This is a genomic window from Bacteroides gallinarum DSM 18171 = JCM 13658, assembly GCF_000374365.1.
GTDB lineage: Bacteria > Bacteroidota > Bacteroidia > Bacteroidales > Bacteroidaceae > Bacteroides > Bacteroides gallinarum.
On the sequence record NZ_KB894115.1, the window covers coordinates 247,486 to 265,078 of the forward strand.

28 protein-coding genes are annotated in these 17,593 nt (G+C 50.9%); 27 read left to right on the top strand and 1 reads right to left on the bottom strand.

The genetic code is table 11. The features are described from left to right. Positions 1-128: 128 nt before the first annotated feature. The 26 genes from C233_RS0101220 (at position 129) to C233_RS0101345 (ending at position 14,899) form a co-directional block, all read left to right on the top strand. Complete coding sequence (locus C233_RS0101220) at positions 129-719, top strand: hypothetical protein (RefSeq protein ID WP_018665671.1); 591 nt, start codon at positions 129-131, stop codon at positions 717-719. After that, positions 706-2,610 (top strand): hypothetical protein, encoded by a 1,905-nt coding sequence (locus tag C233_RS0101225; protein ID WP_018665672.1) that lies wholly within the window; start codon positions 706-708, stop codon positions 2,608-2,610. Before C233_RS0101220 ends, C233_RS0101225 begins: the two co-directional genes overlap by 14 nt. After that, the gene (locus C233_RS0101230) at positions 2,607-3,479 is read left to right on the top strand and encodes a DpnD/PcfM family protein (protein ID WP_018665673.1); all 873 of its coding nucleotides are present in this window, start codon (positions 2,607-2,609) and stop codon (positions 3,477-3,479) included. The genes C233_RS0101225 and C233_RS0101230 overlap by 4 nt, the downstream gene beginning before the upstream one ends. Positions 3,480-3,619: 140 nt before the next feature. Further along, positions 3,620-4,291: a hypothetical protein gene (locus tag C233_RS0101235; RefSeq protein ID WP_018665674.1), complete on the top strand. Its 672-nt coding sequence runs from the start codon at positions 3,620-3,622 to the stop codon at positions 4,289-4,291. Beyond that, positions 4,288-4,638, top strand: a complete 351-nt coding sequence (locus C233_RS0101240) for a hypothetical protein (protein WP_018665675.1) — start codon at positions 4,288-4,290, stop codon at positions 4,636-4,638. Before C233_RS0101235 ends, C233_RS0101240 begins: the two co-directional genes overlap by 4 nt. After that, the gene (locus C233_RS0101245; RefSeq protein ID WP_004293666.1) at positions 4,639-4,959 is read left to right on the top strand and encodes a hypothetical protein; all 321 of its coding nucleotides are present in this window, start codon (positions 4,639-4,641) and stop codon (positions 4,957-4,959) included. A 19-nt stretch (positions 4,960-4,978) separates the two neighbouring features. Beyond that, a complete protein-coding gene (locus tag C233_RS0101250; protein ID WP_004303935.1) occupies positions 4,979-5,398 on the top strand; it encodes a hypothetical protein in 420 nt (139 codons plus the stop codon). Between the two features lie 32 nt (positions 5,399-5,430). Further along, complete coding sequence (locus tag C233_RS0101255) at positions 5,431-5,949, top strand: hypothetical protein (RefSeq protein ID WP_018665676.1); 519 nt, start codon at positions 5,431-5,433, stop codon at positions 5,947-5,949. A gap of 34 nt (positions 5,950-5,983) precedes the next feature. Continuing rightward, the gene (locus C233_RS0101260; RefSeq protein WP_004293669.1) at positions 5,984-6,163 is read left to right on the top strand and encodes a hypothetical protein; all 180 of its coding nucleotides are present in this window, start codon (positions 5,984-5,986) and stop codon (positions 6,161-6,163) included. Beyond that, positions 6,144-6,407: a hypothetical protein gene (locus C233_RS0101265; RefSeq protein ID WP_004293670.1), complete on the top strand. Its 264-nt coding sequence runs from the start codon at positions 6,144-6,146 to the stop codon at positions 6,405-6,407. Before C233_RS0101260 ends, C233_RS0101265 begins: the two co-directional genes overlap by 20 nt. 11 nt (positions 6,408-6,418) lie before the next feature. Beyond that, the gene (locus tag C233_RS0101270) at positions 6,419-6,922 is read left to right on the top strand and encodes a hypothetical protein (protein ID WP_004293671.1); all 504 of its coding nucleotides are present in this window, start codon (positions 6,419-6,421) and stop codon (positions 6,920-6,922) included. Between the two features lie 17 nt (positions 6,923-6,939). After that, entirely contained in the window at positions 6,940-7,644 is a 705-nt protein-coding gene (locus C233_RS0101275; RefSeq protein ID WP_025068530.1) for a radical SAM protein, read from the top strand. Between the two features lie 20 nt (positions 7,645-7,664). Next, a complete protein-coding gene (locus C233_RS0101280) occupies positions 7,665-8,567 on the top strand; it encodes a hypothetical protein (protein WP_004293673.1) in 903 nt (300 codons plus the stop codon). Positions 8,568-8,668: 101 nt separating this feature from the next. Then, complete coding sequence (locus C233_RS0101285; RefSeq protein WP_008143055.1) at positions 8,669-9,145, top strand: MutS N-terminal domain-containing protein; 477 nt, start codon at positions 8,669-8,671, stop codon at positions 9,143-9,145. A 38-nt stretch (positions 9,146-9,183) separates the two neighbouring features. Beyond that, on the top strand, positions 9,184-9,630 hold the full coding sequence (locus tag C233_RS0101290; RefSeq protein WP_004293675.1) for a hypothetical protein: 447 nt from the start codon (positions 9,184-9,186) through the stop codon (positions 9,628-9,630). A gap of 22 nt (positions 9,631-9,652) precedes the next feature. Then, positions 9,653-10,159 (top strand): hypothetical protein, encoded by a 507-nt coding sequence (locus tag C233_RS0101295; protein ID WP_008143058.1) that lies wholly within the window; start codon positions 9,653-9,655, stop codon positions 10,157-10,159. A gap of 15 nt (positions 10,160-10,174) precedes the next feature. Then, positions 10,175-10,765, top strand: coding sequence for a hypothetical protein (locus C233_RS0101300; RefSeq protein WP_229031379.1), 591 nt, complete (start codon positions 10,175-10,177; stop codon positions 10,763-10,765). Beyond that, complete coding sequence (locus tag C233_RS0101305) at positions 10,741-11,076, top strand: helix-turn-helix domain-containing protein (protein WP_004293678.1); 336 nt, start codon at positions 10,741-10,743, stop codon at positions 11,074-11,076. Before C233_RS0101300 ends, C233_RS0101305 begins: the two co-directional genes overlap by 25 nt. 3 nt (positions 11,077-11,079) lie before the next feature. Next, a complete protein-coding gene (locus tag C233_RS0101310; protein ID WP_008143063.1) occupies positions 11,080-11,736 on the top strand; it encodes a hypothetical protein in 657 nt (218 codons plus the stop codon). 22 nt (positions 11,737-11,758) lie between these two features. Then, positions 11,759-12,067 (top strand): LPD28 domain-containing protein, encoded by a 309-nt coding sequence (locus C233_RS0101315; RefSeq protein WP_008143065.1) that lies wholly within the window; start codon positions 11,759-11,761, stop codon positions 12,065-12,067. Positions 12,068-12,080: 13 nt separating this feature from the next. Further along, a complete protein-coding gene (locus C233_RS0101320; RefSeq protein WP_008143066.1) occupies positions 12,081-12,491 on the top strand; it encodes a hypothetical protein in 411 nt (136 codons plus the stop codon). Positions 12,492-12,645: 154 nt separating this feature from the next. Beyond that, on the top strand, positions 12,646-12,969 hold the full coding sequence (locus tag C233_RS0101325) for a MutS N-terminal domain-containing protein (RefSeq protein WP_004293682.1): 324 nt from the start codon (positions 12,646-12,648) through the stop codon (positions 12,967-12,969). Further along, positions 12,941-13,597, top strand: a complete 657-nt coding sequence (locus C233_RS0101330) for a hypothetical protein (protein WP_008143069.1) — start codon at positions 12,941-12,943, stop codon at positions 13,595-13,597. The genes C233_RS0101325 and C233_RS0101330 overlap by 29 nt, the downstream gene beginning before the upstream one ends. A 162-nt stretch (positions 13,598-13,759) precedes the next feature. Then, positions 13,760-14,290, top strand: coding sequence for a hypothetical protein (locus C233_RS0101335; protein WP_004293684.1), 531 nt, complete (start codon positions 13,760-13,762; stop codon positions 14,288-14,290). Next, positions 14,287-14,685, top strand: coding sequence for a ribonuclease H family protein (locus tag C233_RS0101340; RefSeq protein ID WP_008143073.1), 399 nt, complete (start codon positions 14,287-14,289; stop codon positions 14,683-14,685). Before C233_RS0101335 ends, C233_RS0101340 begins: the two co-directional genes overlap by 4 nt. A 10-nt stretch (positions 14,686-14,695) precedes the next feature. After that, positions 14,696-14,899: a hypothetical protein gene (locus tag C233_RS0101345; protein WP_004303920.1), complete on the top strand. Its 204-nt coding sequence runs from the start codon at positions 14,696-14,698 to the stop codon at positions 14,897-14,899. 621 nt (positions 14,900-15,520) lie between these two features. Here C233_RS0101345 and nadB read toward each other — a convergent pair. Then, a complete protein-coding gene (nadB, locus tag C233_RS0101350; RefSeq protein WP_018665678.1) occupies positions 15,521-17,089 on the bottom strand; it encodes an L-aspartate oxidase in 1,569 nt (522 codons plus the stop codon). Between the two features lie 108 nt (positions 17,090-17,197). Here nadB and C233_RS0101355 point away from each other — a divergent pair, with 108 nt between their 5' ends. Further along, positions 17,198-17,593 (top strand): PH domain-containing protein, encoded by a 396-nt coding sequence (locus tag C233_RS0101355; protein ID WP_018665679.1) that lies wholly within the window; start codon positions 17,198-17,200, stop codon positions 17,591-17,593.

Sequence of the window (17,593 nt, forward strand, 5' to 3'; positions counted from 1 at the left end):
CGCGGTTCCGTACCGGACATGGCCGGATACCAGTCCGAAGACTTCTGTAAATCATAATTTTCAAGCCGGACTGTCAATCGAAAGAAGGACGACCCGGCTATACTTCAACAACAAGAGATAGCACTATTATGAGCATACAAATCGGAAAACTGTTGCCGGACGGCAGTGTCCGGCACATCAAGGCGCTCCATGAGACGCTTTCAAAAGACCTTGTGAGGAAACTCCGGGTGTTCTATCCCAATGACAGACGGGTAGATGCCCTGCTGTCGCTGGGCGACATACAAAAACTGGGACCGTCACCCTATGGAAAATGGACAGGAACCGGCGATACCGTCCACTGTTTTTCAAAGATCCGTGACGGACGGGAAACACCGCGGCAATCCGCATCACGCATCGCGGACAACGCAGACATTTTCGGCCGCATGGAGGACACGTGCCTCCTGTTCGATAACGGCAGATGGCATGTCATGGACAAGGGAGAATACTGTGAACTGCCGCTCTTCGTCGAAGATACGCCCTCCCATGACAGCATGAAACCGATCACGGTATATGTGAACAACCATGTCCGACTCGAAAAGATAAATACACCGCAGCACTGGCAGGGACTTGAGGAACTCGCCGAACGGGAATCCAGGATACTCTATGTCTACCGGGGGTGCCGCCTTGTGAGAATCGTCCGTTCGTCCAACCTTAAAAAGAAACTGTATGCGGCACAATAACATCGTATCGGCCATAGAATGGCTGCCGGAACACCTGTTCACGGAAGAGATCGTGGAAGCAGCCGTCGAAAGCAAGGAAATAGAGGTGCTGAGCCATATTCCGGGACGTTTCCTCACACCCGGACGTATAGAACGAATCATCGCGGGCAGCACGGAGAGCTGGCACAGCTTCGAGCTGCGCAATATTCCGGAGGCGTACCGTTCGGGAGCAGTCTGTGACTACGCCATGCGCAAAAAAACGAAGAATATCACGGCCGTTCCCGAAGCAATGGTTACCCGAGAAATGGCAGAAGCGGTCATCCGAAACGGACGCGGGGATTTCGACATTCTCGCCTTCATACCTGAACGCCTTTGGGACGCACAACTGGCATACCTGGCCTTGCGCAGCTATATTTACGACCCGTATTACACGGACAGCAGGACAGACGCCGTCATGAAAACGGGGCTTATCCTCGGATATGTCCCCGTTGAGGTAAAGACTCAAGAGTTCTATTACGGGATGCTCGACGGGATGAAAATATTGAGCACGGTTACCGATGCCGTCGTGCCGTCCCGTTTCAAGACTGCGGCATACTACCGCAAGATGGCGGAACATGACCTCTCGCTTGTTCCCGCCCGGTTCTATTCCTATGAGATTCTCCATGCGGCTGTCTGTTCGACCGAAGGAAAAAACTTCATCACAGACCCCCAGTTTTTCAAGCCGTTGTCGGTATATCTGGACGACATGCTGGCGGACCGGCTGATGGAGAAACACCCTTACATGTTCGGGGAGTTGCCGAAGCGGTTCAAGACACCGGAAAGACTGGTCATTGCCATCGATAACAGCAAACGGGAGACGAACTGCTATATCGACGAGGAAACTGAACAATCCCTGCTCACGGTGGAAGTGTGCAAGGCATTCATCCGAAGAAACGGCAACTGTCCCGAATTTCCTGAAAATGTATGGACGCGGGAATTTGTCGACTACTGCATGGAGCACGGGACGTGTTTCCGCTGGTTCCGCCAGATGCCCAAAAAGTTCCAGACCTACGCGAACACGCAGGCGGCGTATGATTACGGCCATCACCATATCTGTGACTTTGCCAAACGGTTCATCACCCCACAAATGGCGAAGGAGTGCTACCGGGAGCGCAGTTATGCACGTGCCATCCCCGGACATTTCCTCACGGAGTTCTGCCGACAGACCGGACTGCCCGAGAAGTTCTACGGCGGGGAAACCACGATGCTGTCGCTGAAAAACAGCCGTGACGACTATACTTACTGCAAAGTCGGCAATACCTGTCTGGCCTTTTACCTGAAAGAACAATACGAGCCGTCCTCGGCACATCTGATGATGACGCGGTCGGATTCAAAATACTGCACACCGGAGAAGGTGTTCGACGTGCCTGTCGGAACCTTCCACCGCACGTGGCTGGAAAAGATCGTGGCGGAAAACGACCCCCGCTTTGTCAAACCCCGTGTGGACAAAGCGTTGAAAGCCGTACAGGCGGTCTGCTATTACGGTGTCGAGAAGTTGAAGGACCTGAACCGTACGGAAATCTTCCGCAACACCTTCATGGGCGAGACCATCGGTTACTGCGCCCGCCGCAGGGACCTGACCTACCACAGCGACAACTGCGGGACCCTTATCGAGGGCTTGAAGTTCAAGATCCGGGGAATGGCTGTCCCCGTAACCCTGGCGGAAGACATGACTCCTTATACGGCCGACATGCTGCACCGGAAGTTCGGCTTCTGCTATATCGGAATGACGGCATTCGCCACGGACTACGGCCTGGACATGGAGAAGGCATACACCTTTGCACAGATGCGCCAGATCGTAAGGGAGAAAGGGCACAAGCCGTCATTGAGAAACTACAAACGTGAACTGAAACAAATAAACATCATACAATGAAAAAATACCGGATAGCTATCGAAGAGACGCTCCGTAAGGTCGTGGAGATCGAGGCGGAAACGCCCGGTCTGGCCGTCTGCAGGGCGGAAGACGAATACAATGAAGAGAAACACGTGCTGTCAGCCGACAATTTCGCAGGAGCTGACATCGCGCTCTCGACTGATGACATCACGGTCATGGAGACTCTGGAAGACATGGGTTTCATCGGATACGTGCAACGCCGTTTTGAGGAATGCCGGGAGTCCATATCCGTCGAAGACAAAGTCCGGCTGGCATTCGGAAGTTTCGACAACGCCCTGTATGAGTTCGGCGAATACCGTAAGGAGGCGGCCCGGAACCGCCCGCAGGTCTACCTGCTGTACCGGAGCGATGCCTGGCACAACCGTTCTTCCATGGAGCTCATAGCCCCGTTCTCCTCCCTCGAAAACATGATGGAGTACCTGCGGCGTAAGAAGAAGGAATTCCGCCTGACGGAAAGTGATCTGGAAGAGTTCAAGAACAACCGGCAGACGAAGGGGCGCGGCGAAAACTACCTGTACGAGTCGGATTATCTGGATGTGCTGCCGGAACAGGAACCCGAACTGCCGCCGAAAGATGACGCTTTCTATGACAAGGTTTTCACCTGCGGGCAATCCGAGCTGTCACGCAGGGAGTTGGAATCTCTGCCGGAGCCGTTCGATACCTACCATGTTACGGACGAAGAAATGGAACAGATTGTGTACGAAACGGAAATGGAGACACGGGACCGGCTGCGGCTCGGTAAAAGAAAGCCCATAGATTTTGACAATGACCGCCATAGTGAAATCTGGTGGGAAGAAATGGAAAAAGCAGTGGTAAGGCACGGCGTACCGTACTACGAGGCCGAATAACGAAAATAGAACCTGTTCATCACATGCCATAATGATGACGGGCCGTCGCGGCTACGGCTGCGGCGGTCTTTTTTTTCAAAACGAGGTGAGTATTCCACCCCTTATACAAAACGATTACCTACTCTTAAAAAAACGGATTTATGAAACAGACAAGACAGGATTTCTTCACGGCGAACGGGGAAGGAATCAAAATCATGACATTTACGGAGTTCGCCCGGCATATCCTGCGTATGGAATGCGGGGAAAGTCTGGAACTGTATGCCGTTGTGAACCGGCAGACACGGGAATGCTCCCGGCCGCTCTCTGTCAGAAAGGAACAATGGAACGGTACGCCCTTTTACCTGCTCGGCGGGCACGGGCAGGAAGTCCGTACCATCAATTTTGCGGGTCGTCCGAAAGAGGAGTTTGAAACGACCTGCCATGATGCCTTGGACAGCTACGATGCCGTGGAAAGTATCGGGGCGGTCGTGTCAAGACTGCGTGAATTATCTCCTGAAGAACTGCATAAGCGGATTGCGGAAGAGATGAAGACCGGCTGTAAATACCTGTTGGTCTACCGCAGCGAGGAGGAGATGACGGCCGCACTCGACGGCAAGATATACGCCATCAGCGATACGGACGGCAAATTCCTTTGCGACCTGTATCAGCCGGATTATCTCCATCTGGAAAACGGGGGCGATATTGTGGACACCGCATCCATTCCGGACATGCATTTCCATTCCGATTGGGCAATCGCCAACCCCACGGTACGCGACAAGGTGCTCTCCTCCCGGATGGTGATTATATATACCCACGAAACGGCAACGCTATGATAGAGATTGGCAACAGGATAGAAACGCCGGAAGGTGTGTTCTATGAACTGGAATACGGAGGGGAAGGAAACATCTACAAGAACGAGGATGCCTTTCTCAACCGCCCCGATGAAGTGTGCTATATACCCGAATACGCGGCAGAAGACCGTGAGGACTGGCGTGTGCCGGAGAGCAGTGACGGCTGTTTCACGCATAACTCACTGCTCGCCCTGTGCAAGGGTAATGAAGAGGTGTGCCAGGATCTGTTTTACAGCCTTGAATGGACGTACCCGACCACCTTGCTGGAAGAATGGGACTCGAACGGCTATTTCGATGAGATCGAGGGCTGGTATGACAGTAACGATTAAATGGAACGGCATATCATGGACAGGAAATACAAAATCACATACTCGGGAAAAATCACGGGCAAGACCCCGAACTACATATTGAGCCTGCGGGCGCATCTGAAAGGCATTTTCCCTGAAATGGAACGGTATGGTAAGGAAGAATTCGACCACGTGCTTCATTGCATCAGCTCGTTCATTGATGATTTTACCTTCAAGGTACGCAATTCCCGATACCGGGGAGACATCCTGAAAAGGACTATCAGTAACGACTGCCTGAAAGTGTTCAACCTGGGTGACGAGAAAGTGATACTGACCGTCTCCTTCACCCCGCTGGAAACATGAAACCAACAATATGACAGATATGGATAAAATACAGAAAGACAATGCGGAGCCGGGCAAAGCCCCGGACAAAATGAGCGCCGACAAGCTGCATCTGTTCGCCACCCAGTACGCCTTTATCGACGGACGGCTGCACGAGGCCGAGCAAGCCATGCTGAAATTCATGCTGGAGTTCCTGGCACAATATGGCCGCGTATCACTCGGCCTTACAGAAGAGGAGGAACTCGATGACAACAACTTCCCCGTCACGACAACCTTGTACGGGAAGCACGACACGCCCCGTATCAAGCTTACCGATGTCTACCTGACGGATGACGGGGAATATCTCCTTGCTGACGGAATAGATGCGGAGACCGGGGAAAAACGGGACGGATTCTATATCTACAGCGAACAATACGCCGATATCTTCCAGTTCGTCGGCCACGCTTCGGAGATGAACTGACGAATGAGGAACAACCATAAAACGAAATATCAATGGACTGTATCAAAGATTTACAAGACGCCATCCGCAACATTCTCGTGAACAACGGTCTTACGGAACTCTGTCTGGGAGAGCCTGACGAACTGGACGATCCCACCTATATCATCTGGTATGACAGGCACTGTGAGCCTCACGAAGACCCGGTATTGAAGGTTTGCCTTGAAGATGAGGGCATTGCCGTTGAGGTCGAAGCCCGCAGTTTCGGGAACACGATAACCGTCTACGATTATGACATAGACCGTATTGAATGGTGGAAAGGCATTCATGCCAATATTCTGGAAGTGCTGGAGCGTGACGGCAAGCGCCGGTGTCCGGCCTGTGGCAGGACGGTCAAGGAAAAGCAGCTGTATTGCAGTGCCGGATGCCGTGATTTCATGACTCCCGGACCGACCGTGGAGCAGGTCGCGGAAAAAGCCAACCGGAATATCCGCAAACTGGCAAGCCTTGCCGCCGGAAAGGACAAGGCGTACCGGAAGCGGCTGATAGAGAAATATACCGTCGGCCTGTCATAGGCCGGCTTTGTGACACTAAAAAATGTATGATATTATGGCAACAAGAACCATCTACCTGACCGTACGGCTCGATATCGACAACCCGAAGGCCGATGAGATAACGGACGAAGAGGTTGACGAAATTATCAGCGAAGTGGACTATGAATTCAAAAATTACGGGGACTATGAAATCGACACGGAAATCTGCGGGAAAAATGACGAAGGTGGTCTTTAGACGCTATCCCGACGGACAGGTCATCGCCCTGTTCCCGGACATACCGTGGAGCGGACGGCGGGGTGAAATAACCTCCTACATGCATGTCGGCCAGCATGGCGCAGCCGACTATGCGGGCGTGATCGCCATGACACGGCCAGCCCATGAAAAGGAGTACCGCAACCCGCTTTCCGAACTGAGAGCCATCGGTTACGATGACCTACACATCATGCGGCGTGCAAGACCGAAATTCATAAACAGCTAAAAACAAATCTTATGTCTCATAAACCGAATGCCGTTCCTGTCTTGCAGGAGGGAACGGTCTATACAATTATACTTGACAACGGACGAAAGGTCCACGACGTAATCTATCATGCCTGTGTCGCCTCCGGCAAGTCGTATTTCGCCAAAGGCGATAAGACCTATCCCGCCGAAAAGGTGCGGAACCATTCAATCACCGGACATGCCGCATCGGACGGCTCTAGAAGGAACGGCACACCCAATCCCGACCGCTTCGCCATCACGGATGAAGTGTGCGAGGTCGTTGATGTAGTTACCACGCCGGAAACCAATCCGGAAATGTTCCGGTGTCGTGTCAAATGCCTGATGTATTCAGGCCTGTCACAAGCCGAGGCTGAGAAAGTCATCGCTTCAACGCCACTAAAGCTGGAACTCTTCTACGACGTAGGCCGTGGCAGTTTCGCTATTGACGCCGAGGCAGTTGGCAACACACCGCTGTATAATCCTTACACGGGAAAGGAAATCCCGGATGAAACTTAAGCCGAACTACATCGAATATGAGAGAACTATATATCAAGAATCTCTGCATCGAGATTACCCGACGTTGCAACATGCGCTGTACCCATTGCATGCGGGGAGATGCCGAATCCGTGGATATCCCTTTGAAACATATAAGCAACCTGCTGCGGCATGTCAGGCATATTCGCCATTTCAACATCACGGGCGGCGAGCCGTCGCTTAACGTCCGGGCCATCCGCCATATCCTCGAACGGGTACGCGCCTACGGTATTACTGTCAATGACTTTTATATCGTAACCAACGGCTCTGCCACATCCCGTTCGGAGGAATTCATAGAAGCCTGCGCCGCACTGTACGAGTACCAGGAGGAAAAGGAACAGGACTCCGGCCACATGCTCGAAATGAGCGACGACCGCTTCCATGATCCGGCAGAGCATGCCGCCACGCTCGCGGCACTTTCCCCGTATCCCTTTTTCGGAGTCCGGGGACAGGCCGAGCGTATCTTCCTTTTCCGGGAAGGCCGCAGCACGGAGGGGTTTCCGAACCCTGTTCATGGGATTTATCTTACGGAGGAGAACTACGTTTACGGCGACCTCTGTCTCAATGCTGAAGGCATGGTTCTCTCCAACGGGGACCTGAGTTATGCCCGCCAACGGGAACATGCCCTGTGTCCCTGCGGGAAACTGATGCAATATCTCCGGATGACCTTGAAAAAGCGTCAAAAAGAAAGATTGTACGAATAAATACACAAATCAAAAAACTTATGTCAATCGTATGCAGTATCTGCGGCGGCACTGGAGTGAAATGTACCGCCGTCATCGACCCGAACACCAGACAGTTCCTCGAATTTACCCGCAACGCCTTGTCGGACGGCCGGTGCAGCCAGTGCGGCAACGTTGCCCTGACCGACCCTGACGAAGTAAAAGCCGGGCTGGACAAGCTTTGGACGGAATATACGGCGCGGCATCGTGCCGCCCCCAACTACACCTGCTGCGACATTGTCCGGCATGGTGATTACGACGGGTGTGAAAAGGCGTATATCCGCATCGGAGGCCCGTCAGACGTGGTCGAGAAGTATCCGGTCGTGGCCGTGTGCCGCGACCTCGAAGAGCTCAAATCACTTGCGCTCCCTGACCCGACGCGAGAATTTACCCTCATGGGAATTCAAGGGTTCGAGTTCCACGACGTGTTGGAAAACAAGACCTACGAGATCGGGGTGGACGACCTGAAAATTCCCGTCACGACGAAAGAGGTGCTGGACTTTTACCCGGCGGAACATCGGCTGAAAGAAACGGACATCGAACAATATGCCGCGGCTTACACGGCCCGTATCAAGGCGTACAGGGAGTATACCCGTCAGCTCGACGCCACACTCGTGCGGCGGCTTCTCGACAAAGAGCGGCTGATGAAAGTCGGCGAGAGCGACGGTTTCCGCTTGAAACTCCATTTCGACTGGTTTGTCATTTTAAAGCGGGAGAACGAAAGGATGTACGCGCCTTTCAAATACGCTGTAAATGCTTATTGTCTGGATAATATCCAAACTTTCGACCGTCGTTATGTCACGCTCGAAGATGCCTTGCTCCACTGCCTGAACGGTTTCAACGAGAACGCGAACATTCCTAACCGTTACAAGTCCATCGGGCATTACCTGTCGGGGAAATCCTGACGACGGGCAGTGTATCGACGGGTTACCGGAGGCCACGGGTGCTTTCCCCTTGACCGGAATACCGTCGGAACAAGTAACAATGTAACCAAAGAATAAAAAATATGATGAATGATTATAAAATCAAGAACATTCTCGAATCCCTGAAAGAGGAGGTCGAGAACGGGAAGGTATCCCTGCGGGAAGCTGCTGTCGAACTTCATAAAGCCGGCTGGACGAATTTCATCGACATCGACGCCACGAGGAACCTACTGAAGACCCGGAATGTAACGGGGAACGGAAATGTCCCGGGAGTTTCCGACATGATGGGAAAATACCGCGAGATGAAAGCGGCGCACCCGGATGCCCTGTACATTTTCCGAAACGGGGAATCTTGTGAATTGTATGAGGATGATGCCATCGCCGCTTCCGGCATTTTGGGCATTGCCACCGCCGAACGCGTCGACGGGCAAGGGAAAGGCGTCAAGGAACTGCGGTTTTCTTTTCGTGACCTGGACGTGTATCTCCCCAAACTGATACGCGCCGGAAACCGGGTGGCTGTCTGCGAACCGAATCAAACCGGTTCGGGCAAACGAGTTTGATAACCATTAAATAACAAATATTCAAAACCCAAAGACACATGATAAAGATAACAACGATTTTCGGCGAGGACGCCGTACGGGAATATGAAGAGAACAATGAACTGCCTTCTGAAGAATGGCTGGCGGATAACGGGGGCGTCGTGGACGAGAAAGAGTTCGAGACTGAGGCGGAGTACAATGCCTACATCGCCGGGGTAAACGATGCCGACGGATGGAGTGATTATCATATCATACGCCACCGGTCGGAAGAGGCGGACACCTCGAGAGAGGAAAATCTCTGGCTACGTCTCGGAATTAGCGTCCGGGGCAGCCGGGAGGACATCGAAAGGATTCTAAACGGGGACACCGAAACCCTTCGGAAACTGCTCGATGCCGGACGTTATGGGATTGGCGGAGAGACCTATGTCCCTGGTTCGACCGTCGAGGGGTACAACGAGGACCACGACACGGAGTTCGAGGAGGAAGACGTGGAGTTCCATTTATAATAAAACCACACCATCTGCAATAATGATAACAGTAAAAGTTCTACTCGGTAAGGATACTGTAAGCATATACAGGAAAACCGGGGATATCTCGTCGGTGGAGAGCACGGCCGAATCCGGGGGATATGTGATAACCAGACATTTCGAGACCGAAGCTGAATACAAAGCCTACGCAATGGCTGTGGAAGACCTGGACGGACATGAAGACTGGCAGATGCTGGCTCCTGCCGTTACGCCGGAAGCTCCGTTCCGCAAAGGGGAATTTGTCCGGCTGACAGACGATGCAATTAAGCGGATACGTGAAAGTTTCGGGGACGGACCGGCTGACTACAGAAAGGAAATGATTTTGGAGGTGATTGCCTGGTGCCGCTATGAAGGCACATGGATCATTGAAGTCCGAGATATCCGTGAAGACGATACTCAGGAGTTCGATGCCGTTTTTCTGCGCCCCTTGACGGCACGGGATCTCGTGGCTATTTCCGCACCCCGACACCCGCTATCCACTGCGATATATCCTATTCACATCCGATAACTTAAATGATGCATGATGGAAAATATATTCATACTGCCCGGAAACGAACAGGAACTGTTTAACCGGTATTTAGATAACAACGAATACGGCCCTCTGAAAGAACGGCTGGAACTGGTCAGGAAAGCCTTGAGCAACAAGCTTTCCCCGGATGAACGCAATAAGCACGGGCTGAACGTGGGTGTGCATGAACTGTCCATGGAACGTAAGGAACTGGAAAGAAAGATATTCCAAATGGCACTCAAATCCTTTGCAGAACGGGTTTGTGACGAGCAACGCGCTCTTTGCGAACAGGGGTTCTGGCAGGCACCGTGCGGCAAAGAGGCGGAATATATCTCCTCCGCTCCGGTTCCGGACCTTGTAACGGACGTGAAGCAGTACAAGACCATTTGCCGCTGGTGGGAGAAGCTGTCCGATACCAGGAGGCTGAAGGTAGCGGCGATGTTTGCAAACGAACTGGGACCGATATACGGGCACGACACCGAAACGCTGGAACGGATTTATAGCCGCTGGTTTCTACTCTCCTTAGATGGCAAACAACGCATCTACCATTCATGGACCACAAACGAAAAACAGACTTCACTATGCCATACAAAAGCTCGGGAATAATCATCAGCGGGACACAATATGACCGCAGGCAGAAGCTCACTCCTTTTCAGAAGGCTGAAATTTTCCACCGTTACATGACAGAAGCTGTCAGCCAGCGCCAGCTTGCCCGGGAATACGGTGTCAGCCGCAGGCTGATAACCTTCATTGTGAACCCAGAAAGCGAAGAGCGGAACAAGGAACTGCTGAGAGAGAACAAGGCAAAAGGCTTGTATAAATATGACCGGAAGAAACATACCGAAAATATACGCAACCACCGTCGTTACAAACAGAGATTATTTCAAGAAGGTAAAATCATACTAAAAGATGGATAGACAATGAGAATACAGGAGAAACAAAAAGCGTTGGAACAGGAAGTTATAGCCAACCTGTGTGCGATACCGAAAATGCCGGAAAATATGTTGCCCCATACGGTATATGTCGAGGAGGAAGGGGAAGACGGGTATGGGCACGGGATACCGGTATACACCATGTACCGGTTGGAGGAGATACGCACGGACGGAAGCTGCACGCTTTACAACGCGGAAAGCCGGGAGCGTTTCACCTGCCGCCACCTGCATGAGATTAACATGGACTGGCTGGTGACAGTCTGGGAACGTTATCTGGAACTCTGTGTCGAGCAGGATATCTGGAAAGGGAATGCCGTTGCATTCCTGAAAGACCGTACCGGCAAACCGGAAGAGGAAATCATTTCATTCGTGGAAACCTCGTGGGACAAATGCCAGGCTTATACAGACAACCTCAAGGCGTTTCTTGGGGAAGATAAAGACCGGGAAATATGGATATTCTCTTTCCCGCTGGACGAATTTGAACGTGACGTTCCGGCCGGGAAAATCATCGTTGATTACGAAAATAACCCCGCAACGCGGGTTGAGAAGATGATACCGCTGGAATTTACGGCCAACATCAATGATGAATGTTTTGATGACCGGAACAATTGGGTAAGAGCCATTGAACTTCCCAAGCAGGAATAATAAACTATTTGAATCAATAAATATGATTACAAAAGAAAACATTGGCAACGAGACCTTTGAGTCTATGACCATCAATGACACGCCTGCATTGTTTACGGATATGCGGATTGACCGGAATGCCGTTCCGGAGGGACTGTACGCATACGATATCCGGGAGTCGGATGACGGGGACCGTCTGGCGACCATCGAACCGACGGTGATGGTAAATCATGGCGGAACCATCCTGACCAGGAAAGAGTTTATCACGGAAAAGGACGGCTATGTACAGATTGACGAATACGGTTTCGAGGACTCCATGACACTGGAAGAGTGGCTTGAGGAAAACAATTAAATGTATAAAGGATATGGATATTAAGGAACTGACAGAAAGGTATCGGGATCGTTTCGATGCCCATTACCTGCAAGACGATAACGGAACCGGCAGAAAAGGTCGGAAACGGAAAAAGGAAGTTGAGACCCCGAATTTTCTCAAGGATGTCATCCGGCCGATCCTGGACACTTTGCCGGACTTGTTGCCGGAGTACGGGTTCACCAAAACTACGGATGATTACGCCATGTACGGCGAGTATTACCGTATCAAGGCGGGTATCGTCCTCGTGGGAGGTTTTTCCATCGATGAGGATTTTAACCTGTACTTCACGCCATTGTTCCATGGCAAAGCCTGCGGTAAGAGTCAAAAAATCGACAGCATCGGACAACTCGTTGAAATCATCCGCGAACAATTTGAAAGAAGGGAGGTGAAGATGAAAGGATAGTTTCATGCAATAGACATGGGTCGTTCCGTAATTTATTGTATATTTGTCAGATGAAGAAAGTCTGTATATGTATTTCGGACGAAAGCCCGGCAGTTGAACGGATTACAGGCACTTTCATGTTTGGCTGACATCAAACCTAATATATCTATTTGATATGAAAAAGGAAGAGATTATTCGCCGCTGTTACGGCGGCATGAAGGAAAGGCATGGCGTGGAAACCATCATCCTTTTCCATGTCGGAGATTCATTCGAGGCGTATTTTGATGATGCCGAAACGATTACCCGGATCACGGAAGTGCCCCGGTTCAAGATGACGGCGGCGGGTATACCTGCCATCAGGATTTCCGACGCCGCCTTGGAAGAATGTAGAAACCGGTTGCTGGATGCAGGATGCAAGGTATGCGTGTCCGAGGTCCGGGGGGTATCCGGCCGCCACATTCTCAAAATCAATGAAACAAATACGGAAACGGGCCGATGAATTGGTATTGATAGCGGCAGCAATAGGTCCTTGGACACTGTTGGTGGTAGCGGTATTAATCATCGGAACGCTGAAATGCTGTCTGACCACGGACTCGGACAGCATTGACGAAAGTATCAACAAATCACCGGGGATAGTCGCGCATGTCATGGTACTGGACAGTACGGATAATGGTTTTCGGGTGGTTTATGCGACGGCTGAGCCGGTAACGGATGAAAGGTTTGCCGAGATATGCGACAGGCCGGGTATTCTGGAGGGGTTCGAGAACCTGAAACGGAAAGCTCCCGAACACTTTGGCGGCAACCTGCTGGAAACCGACATCTGTGACTTCGCGTTGTACGCCTACCGGTTTCCTATCGATAAGGACGTACGGATACACAATATCTTTGTCGCCGGTAAAGAGAAAATGGACTTCTATGTCCGGAACAACCCGGACCTGCCCGGGTGCGCTACATGGATGCACCACGGTACGGAACAAGGGAACCAATATCTGAATGCTGACGATATAAATCACTGTATACCCAACGGAAGGCGGATTTACCGTTATTGGAAATGCCGTTATCTACTGCAAACTTCTGATACTGACGAGCGTTTCAGTCATTTTACAGAGGAGGAAAGGCTGTACTGAATGCAGCCTTTTCTCTATATATATTACACATAACCATCTGAAAATTAATAACTAAAACGTTTTGTTGGCGTGAAAAATTGGCATATATTTGTATGGAAAAGTGACCCATTGAAAACAGATTGTCAATTGAAAGCAATAGATTGAATATGAAAGAACAGTAATATGACATCGGAAAAATCGCAACTGAAGTTTGCGAGATCGGAAGAGACGGGCGAACTGATAGGGTTCGTTTCGCGCCATTCCAAGACACGTAAATTGATGGGAGTCCGTGAAGACTCAAGATTCGGCAAGCAGATTTGTGTCCTTTCGGAAGACCTGAAAGGAACTCTCGAGCCAAACATACTATACTCGGTAGAGTTGAAACCCATGCACAAAGCCAACGGGTATGTAGTCGTTGCCGCTACCCCCGTGTTATTTCAGGCGCATGTGGAAACAGTGATCGTCCCGAAGACATTGTATCAAGTAACTGTGACGTTCGGCAACAAAAAGATTTTCTTCGACCCGAAAGACGGCAAGAGCGTAATGAGCCGCACAATAGACGGTGTGCTGGAAATCCTCAAGGGACGCAAGGATATCAAGTACAAGGAAGGTGTCATCACCGACTATCTGAATCAGGCGCGTGCTCTGGTACGACGTATGGAATCCGACGGGTTCATCTATACGGGAGACAGACATCAGGGAGGAATTCAATGAAAGAAAAACCGGTCGTGGGTATTGCGACCGACGGTGCCCATTCTGCAAAAGAGAGGTTGACACGCTTCCGGGCTGTCGACCTCTCTTCAGGAAAAGAACTCTTTTCCAAAGCTATCGGTAACTGGACGAACAATATCGGGGAGTTTCTCGGCATTGTCGAGGCGGTCAGATATGTCATGGAACATCCGGAAAGTCCGCGAACAATCTACTCGGACAGCATTACAGCCATCACGTGGTATTGTAACAAACAGACAGCCTCTTCACGCAGATGCCCGGCATTGCAGAAAGCGGAGATATTCCTCAAAGTGATGGAGGCAAGAATCAAGGACATCGAAGTGCTGCACTGGGACAACCGCCTGTGGGGTGAGATTCCTGCCGACTTCGGAAACAAATAACAACATCAATATGGCAAAATTAAAATCACAGTCACAGAAATATGTTGAGCTGAAGGAGGAAGACTACCTGCTGCTCATCGAGAATACCATCAAGATGGAAGCCCTGAAGATTGCCGGTATCGAAAAGATGCCCATATACAAGGCTATGGAACATATCCTTGAACACGAGCACATCGACCTGCTCGTCAAACCCGTTTCAAGGAGATATTCTTGATTTTTTTAGGTGGACAATAATACACCCCACAAGCAAAATCAATGCTTATCAGTACCAAATGATAGTATATAATAACAATTAATGTAAATCAATGCAAATCAGATGATTAAGAAAGTGGCGCATGTACGGAATTATCTATACCATACATGCGCCACTTTGCTCTATACACTTTTTGATTTCCTTGATTGATAAAAGAAGGTTCTTTTCCAGTGTTTTACAATCCGACTTTTTTATATACTTTTGTCTTCAGTATCAGTTGGTTATTGAAACCCTCTATGTATGCTTATAAGTAGAGATTAGCTTTTTTAAGCGAAACTAACTACTGGTTATCAATCAATTATCAAACAAAAAAAGTTTGCCTCATTTGAAGTGCACCCTTTTTTGCGTTGAAACCGTCAGTTTATCCCGGTTAAACCGTCTGTTCGCTTAGGTGTAACGGATAGTTTTGCCACGTAAAACAGTTTGTTTTACCGCGCTGTAACACTTTGTTCCGCCATGCTGTAACAGACTGTTTCGCCGCACCGGAACAGTCTGTTTCTGTTAACTTGAACACTTTATCCCATTCTGAAGGGTGGTGTATCGCCCCGGTCGGGGGAGCGGTATATGCCGCAGGGGGATTTCCTATTTGGCGTGCGGGTAATCTATCGTATAATGCAGTCCCCGGCTCTCCTTGCGCTCCATGGCCTGGCGGGTAATCAGGTAGCCCACGTTAATCATGTTACGTAGCTCGCAGAGTTCGCGGGTAGCCTTGCTGCTCTTGAACAGTTTTTCCGTCTCCTCGTAAAGAATATCCAGGCGGTTCCATGCACGGGTGAGGCGGGTGTTGCTGCGCACGATGCCCACGTACGACTCCATAATCTGGTTCACCTCTTTCATGCTTTGCGTAATCAGTACCCGTTCTTCGTTGGAAATGGTTCCCTCGTCGTTCCACTCGGGAATGTCCTCGTTGAAGTCGTAACGTTCCAGTACGCTCAGCGCATGCTTGGCGGCGGCATCGGCATAAACCACCGCCTCAATCAGCGAGTTGGATGCCAGGCGGTTGCCGCCGTGGAGACCGGTACACGAGCATTCGCCGATAGCGTACAGGCGGCGGATACTGGACTGCCCGTCCAGGTCTACCTTGATACCGCCGCAAAGGTAATGTGCGGCAGGAGCCACGGGAATGTAGTCTTTGGTAATGTCGATGCCGATGCTGAGGCATTTCTTATAGATATTCGGAAAGTGTTTCCTGGTTTCCTCGGGGTCTTTGTGGGTAACGTCCAGGTAGACATGCTCGTCGCCGCGCTGCTTCATCTCGTTGTCGATAGCACGTGCCACGATGTCGCGCGGAGCCAGCGAAAGGCGCGAATCGTACTTCTGCATGAACTCCTTTCCGTCCATGGTGCGGAGTACGCCGCCGTATCCGCGCATGGCTTCCGTTATCAGGAAACACGGACGGTCGCCGGGGTGGTAGAGGGCGGTGGGGTGGAACTGGATGAACTCCATATCCTTTACAGCGCCTTTGGCACGGTACACCATGGCTATGCCGTCGCCTGTGGCAACCAATGGGTTGGTGGTGTTGCGGTACACGGCTTCGCAGCCGCCGGTAGCCATAATGGTTACTTTGGAGAGGAAGGTATCCACTTCGCCGGTATGCTCGTTCAGCACATAAGCGCCGTAACATTTGATACCCGGGGTATAACGGGTTACGATGATGCCCAGGTGGTGCTGGGTGATGATTTCTACTGCAAAGAAATCGGTAAATACGGTGATGTTGGGATGTTGCTTGACGGCTTCAATCAGGCTGTCCTGTATCTCCGCGCCCGTATTGTCCTTATGGTGCAGGATGCGGAACTCCGAGTGCCCGCCTTCTTTGTGCAGGTCGAATTCCCCGCTCTCTTTCCTGTCGAAGCTCACTCCCCATTTAATGAGTTCGTCGATTTGCCCGGGAGCGTTGCGCACCACTTTCTCTACGGCTTCGCGGTCGCTTATCCAGTCGCCGGCAATCATGGTGTCTTGGATGTGCTTATCGAAATTGTCTACCGCCAGGTCGGTTACGGAAGCGATTCCGCCTTGTGCAAAATAAGTGTTTGCCTCCTCCAGGCCGGCTTTGCAGATGAGGGCTACTGTTCCTTTATGCGCCACTTTGAGCGCAAAACTCATACCGGCGATTCCGGAGCCGATAACGAGGAAATCGAACTTTCTTACCATAATTTTATGTATTTAACACCGCAAAACTACAAAATAAGTACGTTCCTTGTGCCCCTTGCAGGCATTAATTCATAAAAATACCTACCTTAGCGGCAAAAACCGGACGAAATGAATCGAATTTTTCATGCACGTATCGCCGCCGGACAATATCTGTTCGTTGTCCTGGCGGGTGCGATGGCCGTTTACGGCCTTTGGGAAAAGCATATCCTTGTTGCTGTTCTTTTTATGCTCCTGCTGGTTGTCAGCATCGAGAAGCTGATTCACACTACCTATACCGTTACTACGGACGACAGGCTGCTGCTGTCCTTCGGGCGTTTTTCGCGCGGGAGGGAAATCCTGCTGAAAGATATTACCTCGGTGGAACGCACCTCTTCCATGCAGATAGGCAAGTTTGCGGTTATGCGCTACGTGCTGGTAAGGTACGGAAAAGACAAGTGCGCGGCGCTTCTTCCCGTAAAGGAGGAGGAGTTCATACGGCTGCTGGAGGAGCGGAGGCGGAAATAA

What these genes read in the sequence shown, in the direction of transcription:
- C233_RS0101220 (WP_018665671.1), top strand. Translation starts at nt 129, where the DNA reads ATGAGCATACAAATCGGAAAACTGTTGCCGGACGGCAGTGTCCGGCAC.
- C233_RS0101225 (WP_018665672.1), top strand. Translation starts at nt 706, where the DNA reads ATGCGGCACAATAACATCGTATCGGCCATAGAATGGCTGCCGGAACAC.
- C233_RS0101230 (WP_018665673.1), top strand. Translation starts at nt 2,607, where the DNA reads ATGAAAAAATACCGGATAGCTATCGAAGAGACGCTCCGTAAGGTCGTG.
- C233_RS0101235 (WP_018665674.1), top strand. Translation starts at nt 3,620, where the DNA reads ATGAAACAGACAAGACAGGATTTCTTCACGGCGAACGGGGAAGGAATC.
- C233_RS0101240 (WP_018665675.1), top strand. Translation starts at nt 4,288, where the DNA reads ATGATAGAGATTGGCAACAGGATAGAAACGCCGGAAGGTGTGTTCTAT.
- C233_RS0101245 (WP_004293666.1), top strand. Translation starts at nt 4,639, where the DNA reads ATGGAACGGCATATCATGGACAGGAAATACAAAATCACATACTCGGGA.
- C233_RS0101250 (WP_004303935.1), top strand. Translation starts at nt 4,979, where the DNA reads ATGGATAAAATACAGAAAGACAATGCGGAGCCGGGCAAAGCCCCGGAC.
- C233_RS0101255 (WP_018665676.1), top strand. Translation starts at nt 5,431, where the DNA reads ATGGACTGTATCAAAGATTTACAAGACGCCATCCGCAACATTCTCGTG.
- C233_RS0101260 (WP_004293669.1), top strand. Translation starts at nt 5,984, where the DNA reads ATGGCAACAAGAACCATCTACCTGACCGTACGGCTCGATATCGACAAC.
- C233_RS0101265 (WP_004293670.1), top strand. Translation starts at nt 6,144, where the DNA reads ATGACGAAGGTGGTCTTTAGACGCTATCCCGACGGACAGGTCATCGCC.
- C233_RS0101270 (WP_004293671.1), top strand. Translation starts at nt 6,419, where the DNA reads ATGTCTCATAAACCGAATGCCGTTCCTGTCTTGCAGGAGGGAACGGTC.
- C233_RS0101275 (WP_025068530.1), top strand. Translation starts at nt 6,940, where the DNA reads ATGAGAGAACTATATATCAAGAATCTCTGCATCGAGATTACCCGACGT.
- C233_RS0101280 (WP_004293673.1), top strand. Translation starts at nt 7,665, where the DNA reads ATGTCAATCGTATGCAGTATCTGCGGCGGCACTGGAGTGAAATGTACC.
- C233_RS0101285 (WP_008143055.1), top strand. Translation starts at nt 8,669, where the DNA reads ATGATGAATGATTATAAAATCAAGAACATTCTCGAATCCCTGAAAGAG.
- C233_RS0101290 (WP_004293675.1), top strand. Translation starts at nt 9,184, where the DNA reads ATGATAAAGATAACAACGATTTTCGGCGAGGACGCCGTACGGGAATAT.
- C233_RS0101295 (WP_008143058.1), top strand. Translation starts at nt 9,653, where the DNA reads ATGATAACAGTAAAAGTTCTACTCGGTAAGGATACTGTAAGCATATAC.
- C233_RS0101300 (WP_229031379.1), top strand. Translation starts at nt 10,175, where the DNA reads ATGGAAAATATATTCATACTGCCCGGAAACGAACAGGAACTGTTTAAC.
- C233_RS0101305 (WP_004293678.1), top strand. Translation starts at nt 10,741, where the DNA reads ATGCCATACAAAAGCTCGGGAATAATCATCAGCGGGACACAATATGAC.
- C233_RS0101310 (WP_008143063.1), top strand. Translation starts at nt 11,080, where the DNA reads ATGAGAATACAGGAGAAACAAAAAGCGTTGGAACAGGAAGTTATAGCC.
- C233_RS0101315 (WP_008143065.1), top strand. Translation starts at nt 11,759, where the DNA reads ATGATTACAAAAGAAAACATTGGCAACGAGACCTTTGAGTCTATGACC.
- C233_RS0101320 (WP_008143066.1), top strand. Translation starts at nt 12,081, where the DNA reads ATGGATATTAAGGAACTGACAGAAAGGTATCGGGATCGTTTCGATGCC.
- C233_RS0101325 (WP_004293682.1), top strand. Translation starts at nt 12,646, where the DNA reads ATGAAAAAGGAAGAGATTATTCGCCGCTGTTACGGCGGCATGAAGGAA.
- C233_RS0101330 (WP_008143069.1), top strand. Translation starts at nt 12,941, where the DNA reads ATGAAACAAATACGGAAACGGGCCGATGAATTGGTATTGATAGCGGCA.
- C233_RS0101335 (WP_004293684.1), top strand. Translation starts at nt 13,760, where the DNA reads ATGACATCGGAAAAATCGCAACTGAAGTTTGCGAGATCGGAAGAGACG.
- C233_RS0101340 (WP_008143073.1), top strand. Translation starts at nt 14,287, where the DNA reads ATGAAAGAAAAACCGGTCGTGGGTATTGCGACCGACGGTGCCCATTCT.
- C233_RS0101345 (WP_004303920.1), top strand. Translation starts at nt 14,696, where the DNA reads ATGGCAAAATTAAAATCACAGTCACAGAAATATGTTGAGCTGAAGGAG.
- nadB (WP_018665678.1), bottom strand. Translation starts at nt 17,089, where the DNA reads ATGGTAAGAAAGTTCGATTTCCTCGTTATCGGCTCCGGAATCGCCGGT.
- C233_RS0101355 (WP_018665679.1), top strand. Translation starts at nt 17,198, where the DNA reads ATGAATCGAATTTTTCATGCACGTATCGCCGCCGGACAATATCTGTTC.